The sequence below is a fragment of the Marinobacter vulgaris genome (assembly GCF_003344045.1).
Classification (GTDB): Bacteria; Pseudomonadota; Gammaproteobacteria; order Pseudomonadales; family Oleiphilaceae; genus Marinobacter; species Marinobacter vulgaris.
The window spans coordinates 19,310-38,418 of sequence record NZ_QFWX01000005.1; the positions used below are offsets into that span (position 1 = coordinate 19,310).

Genomic DNA, 19,109 nt, shown 5'->3' on the forward strand with positions numbered 1-19,109 from the left:
ATGTGTATTACGTCGCTCAGCACATTGTTGCAGGGAATCGCGCCGGTACCTTCGGTGTTTGATGTCACGATTCACGGCCTGAAAACCGACAGTCGCGAGGTCAGGGCGGGCGATGCGTTTGTTGCCCTGGCTGGCGCCCGAACGCCCGCCGACCACTATGTGAGGCAGGCCATTGCCGCTGGCGCCAGCGTTGTCCTGCTGGAAACCACGCAGGCAGATGAATGCCATGAGCATGACGGTGCGCTGATTGTTCCGGTGACGGATTTGCGGATGCAACTTGGGAAGATTGCCGACCGGTTCTTCGAGCATCCCTCCCAGCGGCTGCGCCTGATAGGCGTGACTGGTACCAACGGAAAAACCTCGGTGAGTCATTACCTTGCCGCTCTGTTACAGGAAACCGGCACCCCCTGTGGCATTATCGGTACCCTTGGCTATGGCATGCCCGGCGCGATGCAGGAAGGCTCACACACGACACCGGATGTTGTTCAGGTAAACCGCGTGTTGTCACGGATTCTTTCCCAGGGCGCGCGTGCAGCGGCGATGGAAGTGTCCTCCCATGCCCTTGAGCAGGGGCGTGTTGACGGTCTGACCATGACCGGGGCGGTCTTCACCAATCTAACCCGGGATCATCTCGACTATCACGGGTCCATGGAAGCGTATGGCGCTGCCAAGGCGCGCCTTTTCGAGCGTGAAGAGCTGCATTTCGCAGTGGTCAATTTTGACGATCCGTTTGGAAGGCAGCTCTATGAGCAGCTTGAGGGCAAATGCGATCGTGTCCGTTACAGTCTCCACGAAGCACAGACCGAGCTTTGGTTGACCGGATTCTCCCCATCCATCGACGGATTCGAGGCCAGTGTCGACGGACTCTGGGGCCGATTCGATATTTCCGCGCGAGTACTGGGCAGTTTTAACGTCAGCAATATTCTGGCAGCCATGGCGGCAGTCCTGAGTCTGGGCGCGCCGGTAGAGCGGGTTCAGCGCGCTGTCGCGAGCCTGTCACCACCGCCCGGGCGGCTGGAGCCATTCGCCGGCCGTAACGGTGTCCGCGTGATCGTTGACTATGCCCATACCCCGGATGCACTCAACAGTGCACTGGCTGCGTTGCGCCCTCATGTCAGTGGGCGCCTATTCTGTGTATTCGGCTGCGGTGGCGACCGTGACACCGGAAAGCGTCCCGAGATGGCCCGTGAAGCCGAAAAAGCAGCCGATGTGGTTATCGTGACGGATGACAACCCCCGCAACGAGAGCCCTGAAAGCATTACATCCGATATCGTTGCCGGCTTCAGTCGCCCGGAGCTGGTTGCGGTCGTTCACGACCGGGCCGAGGCCATTCGGCAGGCTATTCACCTGGCCGTGGCGGGTGACATTGTCCTGATCGCCGGCAAGGGCCACGAGGCCTGGCAGGAAATCGCAGGCCAGCGAATTCCGTTCAGCGATGCCGAACAGGTTCGGCACGCCCTGGCATTGAACGGGGGTGTCGCATGATGCAGGCATTCCCGGTGGGCGATGCACTGAAATGGGTTGGCGGCATAACCGCTGGGGCCAGCGTGGACGGGCTGGTGTTTCAGGGCGTCTCCACCGACACCCGCAAAATCGCCAGGGGCGACCTGTTTGTGGCGCTGCGAGGCGATAATTTTGATGGCCATGACTACCTGGCGGTGGCCGAAGAAGCGGGTGCCGTGGCTGCTGTAGTGGACAAGCCGGATCCGGAGTTGGCGCTTCCGCAGATTCTTGTGCCGGACACTATCGCGGCGCTGGCAAAACTGGCTGCAGGTAATCGTAATGCGAGCCCGGCGCGATTGGTGGCGATCACCGGTAGCAGCGGCAAAACGACGGTTCGGGAAATGGTTGCGGCGATCCTCTCGTGTGTTGGCAGCACCCTTGCCACCGAAGGCAATCTTAACAACCACATCGGTGTTCCCCTCACGCTGTTCCGGCTGACTCCGGAACATGAGTTCGGGGCGATCGAGCTTGGCGCCAGTGGACTAAACGAAATCGCCCATACCGTGAATATCGTGCGCCCACACGTATCGATCCTGACCAATGCCGGGCAGGCCCACCTGGAGGGTTTCGGTGGCTACGACAACATCGTGCGCGCCAAGGGGGAAATCATTGACGGTGTCATCGAATCCGGCCTGGTTGTGCTGAACCGGGACGATCCTGCCTTTGACAAATGGCAGCGGCGGGCTGGCGAGCGCCGGGTTATTGGGGTGAGCCGACAGGCCAGTGCCGGCGGCGACTATTTTGCCGACGGTATCCGGGAGGACAGGGATTCGCTGGTTTTCCGCGCCTGCGGTCCCCGTGGCTGGGCGTGCAATGTGAGTCTGCCATTGCACGGTGAGCACAATATTACCAATGCCTTGCTGGCGATTGCGGCGGCACGGGAGTTAGGCGCCAGTGATGAGGCTGTTCAGCGGGGGCTGGCTTCCGTGCAGGCCGTGAAAGGGCGCCTGCAGGTTCTTGCGCTCTCTCCCGGACTAACCGTCATCGATGACAGCTATAACGCCAACCCGTCGTCAATAAAGGCAGCGCTCGGGGTGTTGGCTGCGCGCCCTGGCACCCGTGTTGCGGTGCTGGGAGCCATGGCCGAGCTGGGGTCGGACAGCCTCGCGTTGCACCGGGAAGTCGGTGAGTATGCCCGGGCGGTGGGCATTGAGCGCCTGATCGTCGTGGGTGATGGTTGTGAGGGATACGTTGAGGGGTTCGGAGATGCCGCTGAGGTGTGTGCGACCCATGACGACGCGGTGCGTCGTCTGTTTGAGCGACCTGCCGATTCGCAGACGGTACTGGTCAAGGGTTCTCGCAGTTCCGCCATGGATCGCGTGGTGGAGGGAATTAAAGAAAAGGTGGGTAACACATGCTGCTCTGGCTGACAGAGGCTCTTTCACAATACTTTTCCGCGCTGACGGTTTTCCAGTACCTGACGGTGCGAGGGATTTTCGGCGTTCTGACCGCACTGCTGATCTCATTGCTGATCGGGCCGTTCATGATTCGTAAGCTGGGCCAGTACCAGATCGGCCAGGCAGTGCGGGACGACGGACCACAGACCCATCTGAGCAAAGCGGGCACTCCTACCATGGGTGGCGCGTTGATCCTCGTGGCCGTGGGTGTCAGTTCCCTGCTTTGGGCCGACCTGAGCAACCGGTACGTCTGGGTGGCGATTCTGGTAACCCTGTTTTTCGGGGCAGTGGGCTGGGTAGATGACTATCGCAAGGTGGTGGAGCGCAACCCCCGCGGTTTGCCGGCCCGGTGGAAGTATTTCTGGCAGTCGGTGATCGGGGCTACGGCCGCAGTGGCGCTGTTCATGACCTCCTCGCTGCCCCAGGAAACGTCGCTTTATGTGCCGTTCCTCAAGAATGTATCCCTGACACTGGGGCCGGTGCTGTTCATCCTGCTGAGTTATTTCGTGATCGTTGGCAGCAGCAATGCAGTGAATCTCACCGACGGCCTCGATGGTCTGGCGATCATGCCAACGGTTATGGTTGCCGCGGCCCTGGGCATCTTTGCCTATGTCTCCGGCCATGCGCAGTTTGCCGATTATCTGCTGATCCCCCATCTGCCGGGCACCGGGGAGCTGATTGTTTTCTGTGGCGCCCTGGTGGGGGCGGGGCTGGGCTTCCTGTGGTTCAACACCTACCCCGCCCAAGTGTTCATGGGAGATGTGGGAGCGCTTGCCCTGGGCGCGGCACTGGGTATTGTGGCGGTGATTGTAAGGCAGGAGATCGTGCTGTTTATCATGGGCGGTGTCTTCGTAATGGAGACCATATCCGTGATCCTGCAGGTGGCGTCCTTCCGGCTGACCGGTCGGCGGATTTTCCGCATGGCGCCGCTGCACCATCATTTTGAATTGAAAGGCTGGCCCGAGCCGCGCGTTATCGTGCGCTTCTGGGTGGTCACCGTTGTACTTGTACTGGTTGGTCTTGCCAGCCTGAAACTGAGATAGGGAAGCAGAGCACCATGGGTGTCATCGTTTCAGATCGTCGCACACTGGTCGTAGGGCTCGGTAAAACCGGGCTCTCCTGCGTGCGCTATCTGTGCGAAAAAGGTCGGGACGTGGCCGTGGCTGACAGCCGCAAGGCGCCTCCCGGTCTGGACCAGCTCAGGTCACAATGGCCGGAGCTACCTGTTTATCTCGGTGATTTTGACAGTGAGCTGTTCGCAAGTTTCAACGAGCTGGTAGTCAGTCCGGGCATCAGCATTGCCGAGCCCGCAATCCGCCATGCGGCAGAAGCAGGCGCCGTTATTCGCGGCGATATCGACCTGTTCGCGGAAGCAGCGGATGCTCCCATTGTTGCGATTACCGGTTCCAACGGCAAAACCACAGTGACCACCCTGGTGGGGGAAATGGCCAGGGCGGCCGGTCGCCGTGTGCAAGTGGGTGGCAATATAGGTACCCCGGCGCTGGACCTCCTGGGCCGCGGCGCAGATCTCTACGTGCTTGAGCTGTCCAGCTTCCAGCTTGAGACAACCAGTGAGCTCAATGCCTCGGCAGCAACCGTGCTAAATGTCAGCGATGATCATATGGATCGCTACCCTACCAAGATGGAATATTTCCAGGCCAAGCAGCGGATATTCAACGGCTGCAGCAATGCGGTGGTGAACCTGGATGACGCATTGAGCACGCCCATGGCACGGGACAATCTCCGCTTTTTGTGTTTCGGATTTAATCGGGTCAATCCGGAGACCTTCAGTACCCGGGATGATGATGAGGGAACCTGGATTACCTTTGGTTTCGATAACCTGCTGTTGGCCGCTGAGCTGGGCCTGATGGGCCGTCACAATATCAGCAACGTGATGGCAGCGCTGGCACTGGGGCACGCGGTTGGCCTGCCGATGGAGGTAATGCTGGCGACGGCGAAACAGTTCAGGGGGCTGCCCCACCGCTGCGAGTTCATCCGGCGGGTTGGAGGTGTGGATTACATCAATGATTCCAAGGGCACCAATGTGGGTGCCGCCGTGGCAGCGATCGAGAGCCTGGTGCCACAGGATGGGAAAATCGTTCTTATTGCCGGCGGTGAAGGCAAAGGTGCCGATTTCTCGGCACTGGCAGAACCGGTTTCCGCCCACTGCCGGGCGGTCGTGCTGATTGGCACCGACGCCGGGCTGATCGCATCTGCCCTCGGCAATCAGGCAGAGACTGTTAGTGCCACCAGCATGGAAGACGCCGTTCACAAGGCCGCGAATCTGGCACGGCCAGGTGACCGGGTTCTGTTGTCACCGGCCTGCGCCAGTTTCGATATGTTCCGCGATTACGGCGACCGCGGAGACAGCTTTCGCAGACAGGTGGAGGGGCTGTGATGCACGCTGATCTGTCTCTTCCCGGTCGCCAGAGCCTGTTCCGCGACCTGCGGCCGCTGCCGCTGCTGATCATCAGCTCCGCTGCGCTGCTGGTAATGGGTATTGTGATGATCTCATCCGCCTCCATGGACATGGCGGCGGAAACCATGGGAAACAGTTACCACTATGTGATCCGTCAGCTGATCTTTGCCGGTATGGGCTGTGTATTTGCCCTGATCGCGGTCAATGTGCCTGTCTCCTGGTGGGAGCGCAGTGGCTGGCTGCTGCTGGGGATAGGGCTGTTGTCCCTGTTGCTGGTGTTGACACCACTGGGGCGCACGGTGAACGGTTCCACCCGCTGGATCTCCTTCGGCTTATTTAATGTGCAGGTGTCGGAGATAGCGAAACTGTGCCTGATCGCCTACCTGGCCGGCTACGTGGTTCGCCGTCGTGAAGAGCTGCTGAATACCTGGGCAGGATTTCTGAAGCCACTTGGTGTGCTCGGTATCGCCTCGGTATTGCTGGTTATCGAACCTGATTTCGGGGCTACTGTGGTGCTTGTCGCTGCAGCGGCCGGCATGATTTTCCTGAGCGGGGTTCGTCTCAGCCGCTTTATGCCGCTGATCGGCGTGCTCATAGTCATGGGCGCGGTACTGGTGTTTACCCAGCCCTACCGGCTGAAGCGGGTTGTCAGTTATCTCGACCCCTGGAAAGACCAGTTCGACACCGGCTACCAGCTTACCCAGTCGTTGATCGCTTTCGGTCGCGGCGACTGGGCAGGTACCGGTCTCGGTAACTCGGTGCAGAAACTGTTTTACCTGCCCGAGGCCCATACTGACTTTATCTTCGCCATCATCGCTGAAGAGTTCGGATTGCTGGGATCGCTCATTGTGCTGGGTCTGTTCACCGTGCTGGTGGTCACAGGATTCGTGATTGCCAGAAGGGCTGAAAAAGCGGGAATGCCGTTCGCGGCATGTTTCTCCTACGGCATCACATTACTGATCGGTTTGCAGGCCAGTATCAACATGTCTGTCAGCACCGGACTGCTGCCCACCAAGGGGTTGACGTTACCACTGGTGAGTTATGGCGGTTCCAGTCTGATGATCACCGCGGTCTGTATCGGGATCCTGGCCCGGGTAGAAATGGAGCGGCTGGACCGCGAAAAAGTAGCGGCCGAAAAGTCCCGCAAACCTGAGGCCAGGGGAGGTGCGGTTTATGACTGATAAAAGACGCTTCCTGATGATGGCCGGCGGCACCGGGGGTCATGTTTTTCCTGCCCTGGCGACCGCCAGAAAACTCCAGGAAAAAGGCCATGAGGTTTTCTGGCTCGGGTCACGGGGCGGCATGGAGGAGCGGCTGATCAGTGAAACTGACATACCCCTGTCGCTTATCCAGATTTCAGGCCTGCGTGGTAAGGGTCGGCTGGCGCTGGTGATGGCGCCATTCCGGCTGATGCGGGCATTGGGGCAGGCTTTTTCGGTGGTCCGTGGTATCCGCCCCCACTGCGTTATCGGGATGGGTGGGTTTGTGACCGGGCCCGGCGGGGTTGCTGCCTGGCTGACCCGGACGCCCCTGGTGATCCATGAGCAGAATGCGGTCGCGGGCATGACCAATCGTATTCTGGTGCGTTTCGCCACCACAGTGCTGGAAGCTTTCCCCGGCAGTTTCGGCGCGGAGGTGGTAACCCGATGTACGGGAAATCCGGTGAGGCAGGATCTAGCGTCATTACCGGAACCGGGACAGCGGCTGTCAGGCCGTGCCGGCGCGCTCAGATTACTGGTGGTGGGAGGCAGCCTCGGCGCCCAGATATTCAATCGCACCTTACCGGTGGCCCTGGCAACGATGCCCGAAGCCGAGCGCCCGACGGTGCGTCACCAGTGTGGCGAAAAGAATACTGAAGAGGCGCGGCAGGCATATAACGAAAATGATGTGGAAGCGTTGGTGGAGCCCTTTATCAAGGATATGGCAGAGGCCTACGGCTGGGCCGATATTGTACTCTGCCGGGCCGGTGCCTTGACGGTTTCCGAGTTGTGCGTTGCTGGCGTTGGCGCAGTTCTGGTGCCGTTTCCCCATGCCGTCGACGATCACCAGACCAAAAACGCACAGCAAATGGTCAACGCCGGAGGCGCAATCCTGATTCCGCAGCCAAAGCTGTCAGCAGATCTGCTGGCGGAAAGCCTGAAGGATCTGGGAAAGGACCGCAGCCGGATTATCGATATGGCGAAGGCGGCAAAGACGCTGGCCCGCCCTGATGCAACGGAGAGAGTCGTGAATTACTGTCTGGAGGCCGCCAATGGCTGAGCCCACTAACCCCCCGCTGGTCTATCAGGTGCCGGAGATGCGCCGCATCCGCAATATCCACTTCGTGGGGATTGGCGGTGCCGGCATGAGCGGTATTGCTGAAGTACTGAAGAACCAGGGCTACGAGGTTTCCGGCTCGGATATCCGCGAGGGCGCGGTCACCGACCGGCTGTCTGCCATGGGTATCGACGTGTTCATCGGGCATCGTGAAGAAAACAGTGCCAGCGCCGATGTCGTGGTGGTTTCCTCCGCCGTAACGGGAGAGAACCCGGAAGTCGCGTCCGCCCGCAGCAGACGGGTGCCGATCGTGCCCCGCGCTGAAATGCTGGCAGAGATCATGCGTTATCGTCATGGCATCGCCGTGGCCGGAACTCACGGTAAGACCACAACAACCAGCCTTATCGCTTCCGTGCTGGCGGAAGCAGGGCTGGATCCTACCTTCGTGATCGGCGGCAAGCTCAATAGCGCCGGCACCAATGCTCAGCTTGGCGGGTCCCGGTACCTGGTGGCCGAGGCCGACGAAAGTGATGCATCGTTCCTTCACCTGACGCCAGTCATCTCTGTGGTCACCAATATTGAAGCCGACCACATGGACACCTATGGCGGCGATGTCGGGCGCCTGAAGCAGACATTTGTGGACTTTCTCCACAACCTGCCTTTCTACGGTGTTGCCGTGATGTGCGTGGATGATGACTATGTGCAGGAAATTATCCCGAGGATTTCCCGCGCCATTATCACTTACGGTATCGACAATCCCGAGGCCGATTATCGGGCCGAAAATATCCGGTCCGACGGGCTCAGAACCCGCTTCGTCGTGCGACGTCCTGGTGGGCGCAGTGACCTGGATGTCGAACTGAAAATGCCGGGGCGCCATAACGTACTGAATGCCCTGGCAGCCATTGCCGTGGCCACCGATGAAGGCGTAGAGGATGTCGCTATCTGTCGGGGTCTTGCAGGCTTTGCCGGTGTTGGTCGGCGGTTCCAGGTCTATGGCGATTACAAGACCCGCAAGGGAACCATCACGCTGATCGATGATTACGGTCACCACCCGACGGAAGTCGAGGCAGTTATTCGCGCGGCTCATGATGCCTGGCCGGGCCGCCGGCTGGTGATGTTATATCAACCTCATCGATACAGCCGGACCCGGGACCTTTATGAGGATTTCGTACGGGTACTGTCGGAAGTGGATGGCCTGTTACTGATGGAGGTGTACCCCGCAGGAGAGCCGGCTATTACCGGTGCCGACAGCCGTGCGTTGTGCCGCAGCATAAGGCAGCGCGGCAGTGTCGAGCCGGTCTTCGTGGAAGACAATAGCGAGATTGAAATCCTGCTCGCCAACAACCTGCGTGATGGCGACCTGCTGATCACGCAGGGGGCCGGGGATATTGGTGGTGTTGCCGCTCGTCTTGCGGCGGCAGGAGTCATTGCTGATGAGTGATAGCAACCGGATGGACACACAGGGTTATCAGGCGGATCCGCAAATCCTGAAGGCATTCGGGCGTGTCGCCGTCTTTATGGGCGGGGATTCCGCCGAGCGCGAGGTTTCCCTGAAAAGCGGGCAGGCGGTGCTGTCTGCATTGCTGTCCGCCGGCGTCGATGCCTATCCGGTAGATGTTCGTGGTTGCCTGCTCAAAACGGTGGAGGATCCGCAGTTTGACCGGGTATTCATCGCGTTGCACGGCCGTGGCGGTGAGGATGGCACCATCCAGGCAATCCTGTCCCAGGCTGGTATTCCTTACACTGGCAGCGAGCTTCTGGCCTCGGCGCTGGCCATGGACAAGTTGCGAACAAAATATGTGTTCGAGGGCTGCGGATTACCAACCCCGGCGTTCCGTGCCATGGGGGCGGTGGATGAAGCCGACAGTATTCTGCAGGCGCTGAATCTGCCACTGAGTGTCAAGCCCTCGCGAGAGGGATCGAGCATTGGTATCCGTAAGGTTGCCAGTCGTCAGGAATTGATCGAAGCCTATGAAGCTGCTGCGGTGCTGGATCCACTGGTGCTGGTGGAGGAGTGGGTAGAAGGCCCTGAATTCACCGTCAGCCTGCTTCAGAACCAGGCCCTGCCGGCGATCGGCCTTAGCACGGACCACGTGTTCTACGACTACGACGCCAAGTACCTGGCTGATGACACCCGTTACCAGATTCCCTGTGGGCTGGCCCCCGACCGCGAGCTGGAACTCCAGCATCTGGCACTGGACGCGTTCCGGGTGCTGGGCTGCCGTACCTGGGGCCGGGTGGACATCATGCAGGACAGCAAAGGGGATTTCTGGTTGCTGGAGGTAAATACCGTTCCGGGAATGACCGACCACAGCCTGGTGCCCATGTCGGCAAAAGCGGCGGGTATCAGTTTTGAAGAGCTGGTCGTGCGCATCCTGACGGATACGCTGGAGGAGCGCGATGCTTGACAGGCTGCTGATCCGGAGCCGGGCGGTACCGTCCGACCCACCGAAGCGCAGGGGAGCGACAACCCTGGGGCCTTCACGGGACCGGTTTGGTTTGCTGAAAGCCGTGTTGGCCGCTGTGCCCTGGGGGCAGGCGCTAATGGGGGCAGGTATTGTGCTGCTGGCGGCATTGGTGCCATGGGGGGCCAGCCAGGTGTTGAGTGCCATGGATCGCCAGGTCATGGCCATCGACGTGACCGGCGCGCTGGTGGGTGAAAGCCGCACGGATCTGGAGCGCAGTGCCGGCAAGTGGGTCGGCCGGAGTTTCTTTGCAACGGACCTCTCGGACATCAAGGAGGCACTGGAGCAGCGTCCCTGGGTGGAGTCAGCAGCGGTCAAACGTGTCTGGCCGGATCGGCTGCAGATCGAGGTTCGTGAGAAAAAGCCGCTGGCTTACTGGAACAGTGACCGGCTGGTGAGCCGCAACGGCGAGCTGTTTGCACCGGCCAACCCGGAAGTGGCGGGGCGGTTGCCGCGGTTGGCGGGGCCCGATGAGCGTGTAAAGGAGGTTATCAGTATGGCCCAGACCATGGCGGATACGCTCACTGGCCACGACTTGGGGTTTGCGGGGTTGAACCTGGAGCAGCGGGGGGCCTGGACCCTGACCCTGGCTAACGGCATCGAAGTGGTTCTGGGCAGGGACCAGGTCGAGGAACGCTTCGAGCGTTTTATTACGGTTTATCAGGAACGGCTGGCGTCGCGCTCAGACGAGGTCAGCCGGGTGGATGCCCGCTACAGCAATGGCGTAGCGGTTCAGTGGAAGTCGGCAGAAACGGCATCCCGATCAAAATCATAGCAACACATAATTCAGACCTACGGTTTGGTGGAATACATGTCATCGGTTGAAACGGAAAACATGATTGTCGGCCTTGATATCGGAACCTCGAAAGTGGTTGCGATTGTCGGCAAGCGCAAAATGGACGGGACCATTGAGGTGGTGGGCATCGGTTCCAACCCGTCCCGCGGGCTCAAGCGTGGCGTAGTCGTCAATATTGAAACCACGGTCCAGGCAATACAGCGGGCCGTGGAAGAAGCGGAGCTGATGGCAGGGTGCCGGATTCATTCAGTGTATGCGGGCATTGCCGGCAGCCACATCAAGAGCCTGAATTCCCATGGCATTGTCGCCATCCGCGACCGGGAGGTAACCCAGGCGGATATTGACCGGGTGATTGATGCTGCCCAGGCAGTGGCGATTCCGGCGGACCAGAAAATCCTCCACATTCTGCCCCAGGAGTTCGTGATTGACAGCCAGGAAGGCATCAAGGAGCCCATGGGCATGTCCGGCGTGCGCCTGGAGGCCAAGGTGCATCTGGTGACCTGTGCGGTGAATGCTGCCCAGAACATCGAAAAGTGCGTCAAGCGCTGCGGTCTGGAAGTAGACGACATCATCCTCGAACAGCTGGCCTCAAGCCACGCCATCCTCACCGAGGATGAAAAGGAGCTGGGTGTCTGCGTTGTGGATATCGGCGGCGGCACCACGGATATCGCGGTGTTCACCGGTGGGGCCATTCGTCACACGGCGGTGATTCCGATCGCCGGGGACCAGGTCACCAACGACATTGCCATGGCCCTGCGCACACCCACGCAGAATGCCGAGGAAATCAAGATCAAGTACGCCTGTGCCCTGACACAGCTGGCCGGCGCGGATGAAACCATCAAGGTGCCCAGTGTGGGTGACCGGCCGCCGCGGGATCTTTCCCGTCAGGCTTTGGCCGAGGTGGTGGAGCCCCGTTACGAAGAGCTGTTCACCCTGGTGCAGTCGGAACTTCGCCGTTCGGGATTTGAAGATCTGATCCCGGCCGGCATCGTGATTACCGGCGGTTCCTCAACCATGGAAGGTGTGGTGGAGCTGGCCGAAGAGATCTTCCATATGCCGGTGAGGCTGGCCTGTCCGCAGGCGGTTTCCGGCATGACGGAGGTGGTCAACAACCCGATCTACGCCACTGGCGTGGGATTGCTGATCCATGGTTTCCGCCAGATGGACCTGGGGCGGGCGCCAGCGCTTAAGGGTGAGGATACACCCACGCTGTTTGAGCGCATGAAAGCCTGGTTTACCGGTCATTTCTGACGGTCGCCGGTTTAGAAGAAGTACACGAAGGTATCTCGAAAATCATAATCTCGAAAAATCAGTCTGGAAAAGGCTGATAAACAGCACGAAGGAGTAGGGGAATGTTTGAACTCGTCGATAATGTCCAGCAGAACGCTGTCATTAAAGTAGTGGGAGTTGGCGGTGGTGGCGGTAACGCCGTTCGCCACATGCTCAACAGTGATATTGAAGGTGTGGAGTTCATCTGCGCCAATACCGATGCCCAGGCCCTCACGGACCTGGACGCGCGTCAGATCATCCAGCTTGGTGGCAATATCACCAAGGGCCTGGGTGCCGGAGCCAACCCGGAAGTGGGGCGCCAGTCTGCCCTCGAGGACCGCGATCGCATTGCCGAGGCGCTGAAAGGTGCTGATATGGTCTTCATTACTGCCGGCATGGGCGGCGGGACCGGGACAGGTGCTGCTCCCGTGGTGGCTGAAGTGGCCCGTGAGCTGGGTATCCTGACGGTGGCCGTGGTCACCAAGCCCTTCATGTTTGAAGGTGGCAAACGCATGAGCGTTGCCGACTCCGGCCTCAAGGAACTCGAAGAAACCGTTGATTCGCTGATCACCATCCCCAACGAAAAGTTGCTGGCGGTGATGGGCAAGAAAACCAGCTTGCTGGACGCGTTCGCTTCGGCCAATGATGTGCTGTTGGGCGCGGTTCAGGGCATCGCTGACCTGATTACCCGAAACGGAATGATCAATGTGGACTTTGCCGACGTAAAGACGGTTATGTCGGAAATGGGCAATGCCATGATGGGTACCGCGCGTGCCACTGGTGAGAACCGGGCCCGCGAAGCTGCCGAAGCGGCAATTCGCAGCCCGCTGCTGGAAGATATCAACCTGCAGGGCGCCAAGGGTATCCTGGTCAACATCACCGCGGGCATGGATCTCAACCTGGGCGAATTTTCCGAAGTTGGCGACATTGTTCGCGAATTTGCATCGGATTCCGCCACCGTTGTGGTGGGTACGGTGATCGATCCGGACATGACCGATGAGCTCAAGGTAACGGTTGTTGCTACTGGCCTGGGTGGAGATCGTGAAAAACCCACCAAGGTGGTGGATAACACCCGCAGCCTTGATGGCACAACGGATTACAACCAGCTTGATCGTCCCGCTGTACTGCGCCGCCGGGCCGTGGCTCACGGCAACGTGGCGATTGATCAGAGCAAGGACAAGGAAGAGCAGGGCGTCGATTATCTCGATATTCCCGCATTCCTGCGTCGTCAGGCTGACTGATAATCTGTTGCAAATGCGTTCGAAAGTGGAACCATTTTCGCTGAATGACGCGTGCTGAGTATCAGCCCGGCCTCGCGCCGGAGAACCTGTTCAGTAGTTACAAAGAGCTACGATTGGTTAAATGGTATTCAGTTTTACTTTCTGGTATTCTCCGGGCAGATTTTTGCCCAGACTATATCGCATTTATGTGACGGAAATATGTACCGATGATCAGACAACGGACACTCAAAAACACCATCCGTGCCACCGGTGTTGGCCTTCACTCAGGTGAAAAGGTTTACCTGACCCTGAAGCCGGCACCAGTGGATTCGGGCATCGTATTCCGCCGCACCGATCTTGACCCCGTGGTCGATATCCGTGCCTGTGCGGAAAACGTGGGTGAGACCATGCTTTCCACGACACTTCTGAAAGACGGTGTCCGGGTTGCAACAGTAGAGCATTTGTTGTCAGCCATGGCTGGTCTCGGAATCGATAACTGCTTCGTCGAACTCAGCGCGGCGGAAGTGCCCATCATGGACGGCTCGGCCGGTCCTTTTGTGTTTCTTCTGCAATCTGCCGGTATCGCCGAGCAGGACGCGGCCAAGCGTTTCATCCGCATCAAGCGCGAAGTGACGGTCGAGGAAGGTGACAAGAAAGCGACCCTGCTGCCTTTCGAAGGCTTCAAGGTGAGCTTTGGCATCGACTTCGACCACCCGGTTTTCAAGGGGCGCGCCCAGACTGCAACCGTCGACTTCTCCAGCACGTCTTTCGTGAAGGAAGTCAGTCGTGCGCGGACTTTCGGTTTCATGCGCGACATTGAAAAGCTGCGGGCAATGAACCTGGCGCTGGGCGGAAGCGTGGATAACGCCATCGTCGTTGACGATTACAAGATCCTCAACGAAGACGGCCTGCGCTACGAAGACGAATTCGTCAAGCACAAGCTGCTGGATGCCATCGGCGATCTTTACCAGTTAGGCAATAGCCTGATTGGGGAGTTCCGTGGTATTAAATCCGGCCATGACCTGAATAACAAGCTGCTGCGCAAGCTCAGGGCAGAAGAGGATGCGTGGGAAGTGGTGACCTTTGACGACGAGGCCGCTGCCCCGATTTCCTACATGAAACCTGTGCTGGCGGCGGGCTAGGGGCGGGACGCCTTAATCCCGGACGTGGCTAGCGAGTTTTTCGAGAACCTCGCGTAACTGTTTGTCCTTCGTGTGCCCGGCTTCTTCTTTGAGGAGCCGGGCATTTTCGTTGCTGAGGGGTGTCATTTTAATCTTGGGGCGCTCGCTGAATCTTGGCGGTGCAACCTTGACCTTCAGTTTCCACACGAAACGGAACAGCTCCTGTTTGCGCAGCGCTTCCATGATTTCGTGCTGGCGGAAACGGATCTGGCTGGCAGTGGTGGCTGCTGATGCGGAAAGCACCAGCTCACCCTCTTTGCAGCTGACAAAGCGGGTCCCTTTGGCCAGGCTCTGCGGCAGCGCCGCGACGACCATCTGTTCCGCCTGGGCATGATGCTGGGCCTTTGCCATCAGCTCCCGCAGGGTTGAAGCCCTGGAGAAGCTGTCCGGAGTCAATTCGAGGTCGGTTTTCTTTTTCATGGCAATCAGTAGTTCTCGACGACAACGGTAACGATTGGTTACACTTTTGTACGGTTAATAGGCAGACCCTGTATTACACTCGTTTTACATTGCTTGATGTGTGTGTGTCCACGGGTGACTGCCATTTTATCAATTGCAGGCGTTGCGACGGATAGCACGTGCGTATTCAGACACGATTGATGCTGCCCAGGATTGAGTAGACGGAGAGAAGCTCCGCAATCTGGCAAAGGATGCCCCGGCAGGCCCAGTCAGAACACTCAGGATGCAACCCTGCAGGATCAGGTTGTGTCCCCATGAAACCAGAAGACGATATGAATATCATCCTCGTAGGCAAGCGCCATGGGAAATCTCGTGCCGTCTCGATAAACGCTCCGGTTGCGGCCGGCCTGGCCTTTATCGTAACCGCACTGCTGGCTCTGGCAGGCTGGTCTGGTTACCAGATTGCCCTTGGGCAGGTAGAACAGGTCGAGGCCGGAGACCCGGAGCTGGTGGCAGAATGGCGTTCGAAACTGAGTGAACAGAAAGACGAGCTCGCGCAAATAGAACGCAATGTCCAGCAGCAGGTGGATGCCCTGACACTTCGCCTGGGTCAAATGCAGGGGCGCCTGCTTCGCCTTGACGCGCTGGGGCAACGGTTCGTGGAATCCGGCCTCGTCGCCAGCGACGAGTTTGATTTCGACCAGCCGGCCGCAGTAGGTGGCCCTGAGGATAGCCTTGATGGCGACTCCTACACGGCCCCTGAGCTCACCGGCATGATTGATCAGCTGGCAAAGCGTATCGAGGATCGCGAACAGCAACTGCGAATGCTGGATATGGTCACTTCCCGCCAGAAACTCGAGAAAGAACTTTATGTGCAGGGTCGACCGATCACCTGGGGGTGGCTGTCGTCCAAGTATGGCTATCGTTCGGATCCCTTCACCGGAAAACGTACCTGGCATGCCGGTGTCGACCTGGCAGGCAAGGACGGCAGCGATATCATCTCCGTTGCCGGCGGTGTGGTCACCTACGCTGACAAGCGCTACGGTTATGGCAATCTGGTGGAAGTGGACCACGGGGAGGGCCTGGTGACCCGTTATGCACACGCCAAGACCATCAAGGTTAGCGTGGGAGATGTCGTCCAGAAAGGTCAGGTTCTCGCCCTGATGGGTAGCACCGGGCGCTCGACCGGCCCTCACGTTCATTTTGAGGTGATTCGCAACGGCAAGTCCGAAAACCCGGAAACCTACATAAAAAGAGCCAGGCGCTAAGCGGCCCGGTCAGTCGCCCTGCGCCGTCCTGCCGCCCGGACAGATACCTTTTTTCAATCTTTTCAGCGTTGTGACAGGCTTCTGTGAGGCCTGACTTTTGTACTGCTGTGAAATAAGGTTAGAATGCCGGCTTCCTCCGTTTAATCAAAGAAGCATTGGTCTATGTTCACAAAGCTTGCAACCAAGATGTTCGGCAGTAAGAACGCCAGAGAAATCAAGCGAATGCGCAAAACCGTCTCGCGCATCAACGAACTTGAAGAGCAGTATGGCAATTTGTCGGACACCGAGTTGCAGGGAAAGACTGCGGAATTCCGTCGCCGGTATGAGGAGGGCGAAAGCCTTGACGCGCTGCTGCCGGAAGCTTTTGCCACCACCAGGGAGGCCAGCCGGCGGGTGATGGGCATGCGTCATTATGACGTGCAGATGGTGGGTGGCATTACGCTCCACGAGGGCCGGATCGCCGAAATGAAAACCGGCGAGGGTAAAACCCTTGTGGCCACCCTGGCAGTTTACTTGAACGCGCTGACCGGAAAAGGCGTGCACCTGGTGACGGTAAACGACTACCTGGCCCGTCGTGACGCCGACTGGATGGGCAAGCTGTACCGTTTTCTTGGCCTTCAGGTGGGGGTGGTAGCGGCTGGTCAACCCCAGGAAGAAAAGCGCGCCGCCTATCAGGCCGATATCACTTACGGCACCAATAACGAGTTCGGTTTTGATTACCTGCGGGACAACATGGCGTTCAGCACCGAGGACAAGGTGCAACGTGGCCTGCACTTTGCCATCGTCGACGAGGTGGATTCCATCCTGATTGACGAGGCCCGCACCCCGCTGATTATTTCCGGTGCCGCCGAAGACAGCTCGAAACTGTACCAGGCAATCAACGAACTGGTGCCAAGACTTGAACAGGGTGAGGTCAGCGAAGAAGAAGCCGAGCCCAGCGGCGACTTCACCATCGACGAAAAGTCCCGACAGGTAGAGCTGACCGAAAATGGCCATGAAAGAGTGGAAGAGCTGTTACTGGAACGTGGTCTGCTGAAGGAAGGGGAGAGCCTTTATTCCGCCGCCAATCTCAGCCTGTTGCACCATATCCATTCCGCCCTCCGGGCACACCACCTTTTCCAGAAAGATGTGGACTACATTGTCCAGGGTGACCAGGTGGTGATCGTCGACGAGCACACCGGGCGCACCATGCCGGGCCGCCGCTGGAGCGAGGGTTTGCACCAGGCGATTGAGGCCAAGGAAGGTGTCCGTATCCAGGCAGAGAGCCAGACCCTGGCTTCGACTACCTTCCAGAACTACTTCCGTCTGTATGACAAGCTGGCCGGCATGACCGGTACCGCGGATACCGAAGCGTTCGAATTCCGCCAGATCTACGGACTGGATGTCGTTGTTATTCCGCCCAACAAACCGATCCAGCGGATCGACTACAACGACCTGATCTACCTGACCGAGGAAGAAAAGTTTCACGCCATCATTGACGAGATCAAGGACGTCACTGCCGAGGGGCGGCCCATTCTGGTAGGTACCGCCTCTATCGAGGCGTCCGAAATGCTGTCCATGCTGCTGAAAAAATCGCGGATTGATCACAAGATCCTGAACGCCAAGCAGCATGAGAGTGAGGCCCAGATTATCGCCCAGGCGGGTCGTCCGGGTGCGGTCACCATCGCTACCAACATGGCCGGTCGTGGTACCGACATCGTGCTGGGCGGCAACTGGGAATTCGAGGTCGCGGGTCTGGACAACCCCACCGAAGAAGAGGTTGGCCGCATCAAGGCGCAATGGACCGAGCGCCACAATCAGGTTCTTGATGCCGGTGGCCTGCACATTATCGGCACGGAGCGGCACGAATCCCGCCGTATCGACAACCAGCTGCGGGGTCGCGCAGGTCGTCAGGGCGACCCGGGGTCGTCACGCTTCTTCCTGTCTCTGGAAGACAACCTGATGCGGATATTCGCTCCGGATCGGGTGAAGAGCCTGATGCAGGCCATGGGCATGAAAAAGGGCGAGGCCATCGAACACCGCATGGTCACCAATGCCATCGAAAAATCCCAGCGCAAGGTGGAAGGCCGCAACTTCGATATGCGCAAAACCCTGCTGGAATACGACGATGTGGCCAATGACCAGCGCACGGTGATCTACGATCAGCGCAACGAGGTGATGTCCTCGAATGACATTTCCGAGATGGTCAAGACCATCCGCGAAGATGTGGTCGACTCCCTGATCAGCGAATTCATTCCGCCGCAAAGCATGCCCGAACAGTGGGATGTGCCGGGACTGGAAAGTCAGCTGCAGTCGGAAATGGCTATCAATCTCCCGATTCAGAAGTGGCTGGACGAGGACAGCAAGCTGTTCGAGGAAAATCTGCGCCAACGCATTCTCGACGAAATCGTTGCAGCCTACGAGGCCAAGGAAGAGATTGCCGGTTCCGAATCCATGCGCAAGTTCGAGAAACAGGTGTTCCTGCAGGTGCTCGATACCCTGTGGAAGGAGCATCTGTCGAACATGGACCATTTGCGCCGCGGTATACACCTGCGTGGCTACGCCCAGAAGAATCCCAAGCAGGAATACAAGCGCGAGGCGTTCAACCTCTTCGAGACCATGCTGGAAACCATGAAGCGGGATGTGGTGCGGGTGCTTTCCCACGTTCGCGTGCAGAGCCGTGAAGAAATGGAGGAAGTCGAGCGCCGGCGCAAGGAAGAGCTGGAGAGAGAGCTCGCCCAGGCCCGTCTGCGCCACGATGAAACCAGCGCCACCGCTCAGCAGCAGGACGACAATGCCGGTGCTGCCGGTGCGCAGGCACAGGGCATCCCGGAAACCTTTGTGCGACAGGACCGGAAAGTGGGGCGCAACGAGCCCTGTCCATGCGGGTCCGGCAAGAAGTACAAGCAGTGCTGCGGAAAGGTCAGCTGATTACCGATACTGACCAGTAGCATAAC

At 58.8% G+C, this 19,109-nt stretch carries 15 protein-coding genes; 14 read left to right on the forward strand and 1 reads right to left on the reverse strand.

The window, feature by feature from the left end:
- The 12 genes from DIT71_RS11445 (at position 1) to lpxC (ending at position 14,467) form a co-directional block, all read left to right on the forward strand.
- Positions 1-1,485 (forward strand): UDP-N-acetylmuramoyl-L-alanyl-D-glutamate--2,6-diaminopimelate ligase, encoded by a 1,485-nt coding sequence (locus DIT71_RS11445; protein WP_114613364.1) that lies wholly within the window; start codon positions 1-3, stop codon positions 1,483-1,485.
- Complete coding sequence (locus DIT71_RS11450) at positions 1,482-2,873, forward strand: UDP-N-acetylmuramoyl-tripeptide--D-alanyl-D-alanine ligase (RefSeq protein WP_114613365.1); 1,392 nt, start codon at positions 1,482-1,484, stop codon at positions 2,871-2,873. The genes DIT71_RS11445 and DIT71_RS11450 overlap by 4 nt, the downstream gene beginning before the upstream one ends.
- Entirely contained in the window at positions 2,858-3,943 is a 1,086-nt protein-coding gene (gene mraY, locus DIT71_RS11455; protein ID WP_114613366.1) for a phospho-N-acetylmuramoyl-pentapeptide-transferase, read from the forward strand. The genes DIT71_RS11450 and mraY overlap by 16 nt, the downstream gene beginning before the upstream one ends.
- Positions 3,944-3,957: 14 nt before the next feature.
- Entirely contained in the window at positions 3,958-5,298 is a 1,341-nt protein-coding gene (murD, locus tag DIT71_RS11460; RefSeq protein ID WP_114613367.1) for a UDP-N-acetylmuramoyl-L-alanine--D-glutamate ligase, read from the forward strand.
- Positions 5,298-6,500, forward strand: a complete 1,203-nt coding sequence (gene ftsW, locus DIT71_RS11465) for a putative lipid II flippase FtsW (RefSeq protein ID WP_114613368.1) — start codon at positions 5,298-5,300, stop codon at positions 6,498-6,500. The genes murD and ftsW overlap by 1 nt, the downstream gene beginning before the upstream one ends.
- Positions 6,493-7,578, forward strand: a complete 1,086-nt coding sequence (gene murG / locus DIT71_RS11470) for an undecaprenyldiphospho-muramoylpentapeptide beta-N-acetylglucosaminyltransferase (protein WP_114613369.1) — start codon at positions 6,493-6,495, stop codon at positions 7,576-7,578. The genes ftsW and murG overlap by 8 nt, the downstream gene beginning before the upstream one ends.
- Positions 7,571-9,016 (forward strand): UDP-N-acetylmuramate--L-alanine ligase, encoded by a 1,446-nt coding sequence (gene murC / locus DIT71_RS11475; RefSeq protein ID WP_114613370.1) that lies wholly within the window; start codon positions 7,571-7,573, stop codon positions 9,014-9,016. Before murG ends, murC begins: the two co-directional genes overlap by 8 nt.
- Positions 9,009-9,983 (forward strand): D-alanine--D-alanine ligase, encoded by a 975-nt coding sequence (locus DIT71_RS11480; protein ID WP_114613371.1) that lies wholly within the window; start codon positions 9,009-9,011, stop codon positions 9,981-9,983. Before murC ends, DIT71_RS11480 begins: the two co-directional genes overlap by 8 nt.
- The gene (locus DIT71_RS11485) at positions 9,976-10,815 is read left to right on the forward strand and encodes a cell division protein FtsQ/DivIB (protein ID WP_114613372.1); all 840 of its coding nucleotides are present in this window, start codon (positions 9,976-9,978) and stop codon (positions 10,813-10,815) included. Before DIT71_RS11480 ends, DIT71_RS11485 begins: the two co-directional genes overlap by 8 nt.
- Positions 10,816-10,851: 36 nt before the next feature.
- Positions 10,852-12,087 carry a cell division protein FtsA gene (gene ftsA, locus DIT71_RS11490; RefSeq protein WP_114613373.1) on the forward strand — a complete coding sequence of 412 codons (1,236 nt, stop codon included), beginning with the start codon at positions 10,852-10,854 and terminating at the stop codon, positions 12,085-12,087.
- A 101-nt stretch (positions 12,088-12,188) separates the two neighbouring features.
- On the forward strand, positions 12,189-13,346 hold the full coding sequence (ftsZ, locus tag DIT71_RS11495) for a cell division protein FtsZ (RefSeq protein WP_114613374.1): 1,158 nt from the start codon (positions 12,189-12,191) through the stop codon (positions 13,344-13,346).
- 206 nt (positions 13,347-13,552) lie between these two features.
- A complete protein-coding gene (lpxC, locus tag DIT71_RS11500; RefSeq protein WP_114613375.1) occupies positions 13,553-14,467 on the forward strand; it encodes a UDP-3-O-acyl-N-acetylglucosamine deacetylase in 915 nt (304 codons plus the stop codon).
- 12 nt (positions 14,468-14,479) lie between these two features.
- On the opposite strand, the gene DIT71_RS11505 is transcribed toward lpxC, so the two are convergent.
- Positions 14,480-14,926, reverse strand: a complete 447-nt coding sequence (locus DIT71_RS11505; RefSeq protein WP_114613376.1) for a DciA family protein — start codon at positions 14,924-14,926, stop codon at positions 14,480-14,482.
- 293 nt (positions 14,927-15,219) lie between these two features.
- Here DIT71_RS11505 and DIT71_RS11510 point away from each other — a divergent pair, with 293 nt between their 5' ends.
- Entirely contained in the window at positions 15,220-16,173 is a 954-nt protein-coding gene (locus DIT71_RS11510) for a M23 family metallopeptidase (protein WP_114613377.1), read from the forward strand.
- A 162-nt stretch (positions 16,174-16,335) separates the two neighbouring features.
- Positions 16,336-19,083, forward strand: a complete 2,748-nt coding sequence (gene secA / locus DIT71_RS11515) for a preprotein translocase subunit SecA (RefSeq protein ID WP_114613378.1) — start codon at positions 16,336-16,338, stop codon at positions 19,081-19,083.
- Positions 19,084-19,109 lie beyond the last annotated feature (26 nt).

What these genes read in the sequence shown, in the direction of transcription:
- ftsZ (WP_114613374.1), top strand. Translation starts at nt 12,189, where the DNA reads ATGTTTGAACTCGTCGATAATGTCCAGCAGAACGCTGTCATTAAAGTA.
- mraY (WP_114613366.1), top strand. Translation starts at nt 2,858, where the DNA reads ATGCTGCTCTGGCTGACAGAGGCTCTTTCACAATACTTTTCCGCGCTG.
- ftsA (WP_114613373.1), top strand. Translation starts at nt 10,852, where the DNA reads ATGTCATCGGTTGAAACGGAAAACATGATTGTCGGCCTTGATATCGGA.
- secA (WP_114613378.1), top strand. Translation starts at nt 16,336, where the DNA reads ATGTTCACAAAGCTTGCAACCAAGATGTTCGGCAGTAAGAACGCCAGA.
- DIT71_RS11445 (WP_114613364.1), top strand. Translation starts at nt 1, where the DNA reads ATGTGTATTACGTCGCTCAGCACATTGTTGCAGGGAATCGCGCCGGTA.
- lpxC (WP_114613375.1), top strand. Translation starts at nt 13,553, where the DNA reads ATGATCAGACAACGGACACTCAAAAACACCATCCGTGCCACCGGTGTT.
- murG (WP_114613369.1), top strand. Translation starts at nt 6,493, where the DNA reads ATGACTGATAAAAGACGCTTCCTGATGATGGCCGGCGGCACCGGGGGT.
- DIT71_RS11505 (WP_114613376.1), bottom strand. Translation starts at nt 14,926, where the DNA reads ATGAAAAAGAAAACCGACCTCGAATTGACTCCGGACAGCTTCTCCAGG.
- DIT71_RS11510 (WP_114613377.1), top strand. Translation starts at nt 15,220, where the DNA reads ATGAAACCAGAAGACGATATGAATATCATCCTCGTAGGCAAGCGCCAT.
- ftsW (WP_114613368.1), top strand. Translation starts at nt 5,298, where the DNA reads ATGCACGCTGATCTGTCTCTTCCCGGTCGCCAGAGCCTGTTCCGCGAC.
- DIT71_RS11480 (WP_114613371.1), top strand. Translation starts at nt 9,009, where the DNA reads ATGAGTGATAGCAACCGGATGGACACACAGGGTTATCAGGCGGATCCG.
- murC (WP_114613370.1), top strand. Translation starts at nt 7,571, where the DNA reads ATGGCTGAGCCCACTAACCCCCCGCTGGTCTATCAGGTGCCGGAGATG.
- murD (WP_114613367.1), top strand. Translation starts at nt 3,958, where the DNA reads ATGGGTGTCATCGTTTCAGATCGTCGCACACTGGTCGTAGGGCTCGGT.
- DIT71_RS11450 (WP_114613365.1), top strand. Translation starts at nt 1,482, where the DNA reads ATGATGCAGGCATTCCCGGTGGGCGATGCACTGAAATGGGTTGGCGGC.
- DIT71_RS11485 (WP_114613372.1), top strand. Translation starts at nt 9,976, where the DNA reads ATGCTTGACAGGCTGCTGATCCGGAGCCGGGCGGTACCGTCCGACCCA.